Annotated in this window: 1 pseudogene; it reads right to left on the reverse strand. The window is 63.5% G+C overall.

The window, feature by feature from the left end:
- Positions 1–679: pseudogene (gene mukB / locus LD28_RS0121885) on the reverse strand (chromosome partition protein MukB); the annotation flags it as partial.

Genomic DNA, 679 nt, shown 5'->3' on the forward strand with positions numbered 1-679 from the left:
GCGCCGAGGGCCTTGTCCGACATGGAGCGCAGCTCGTCGCTGTCAAGGTACGCCAGCTCGCGCTTATTTAAACGCTTCTCGACGTCGGTCTCCCGCGCCAGCCGCACCACCCGCGACCAACTCGCCTTGTGTCCCACCAGGGATTTACGGGCGCTGTAGTAATCCTTGCCTTCGAGCTTGAGACGACCGCCAAGGGATTCGATCTCGCGCTTGGTTACCTGCAACTGGGCCTCGGCGCTGGTGCGACGGGAACGGGTGCGGATCAGCAGCTCTTCAATCTCTTTCTTGTGGGCGCGCGCCTTCTCTTCCATGTCGTCAGAGAGGGTCAGGCCCATGGCCGCCAGCTCCTGCTCGAACTCGGTCAGGGTCTGACGCTTGGCCTCGACGCTGGAGTTGAGGGCGGTGCGCAGCTGCAACGCCTCGGTGTGGCGCTGGGCAATCTGCTTATGCTGTTCACCGGCGGTGCGGGCCGCCAGCTCGGCAGCTTTAAGCTTCTCTTTGAGCCGCTCGCTCATCTCGGAGGCCTTGCCCAGCAGGTCTTGCGCATCCTGATAGGCAAAGTGCGGCAGACGGGCCACCAGCTGATCGAGGGCGTAGCAACGGCGCTTCTGCTCGGCCAGCAGGTCATTTACCTCATCGAAGGCCGCCTGCAGCGCGGCAAGATCCTGCGGATCCTGAC

Source organism: Aeromonas finlandensis (assembly GCF_000764645.1).
Classification (GTDB): domain Bacteria; phylum Pseudomonadota; class Gammaproteobacteria; order Enterobacterales; family Aeromonadaceae; genus Aeromonas; species Aeromonas finlandensis.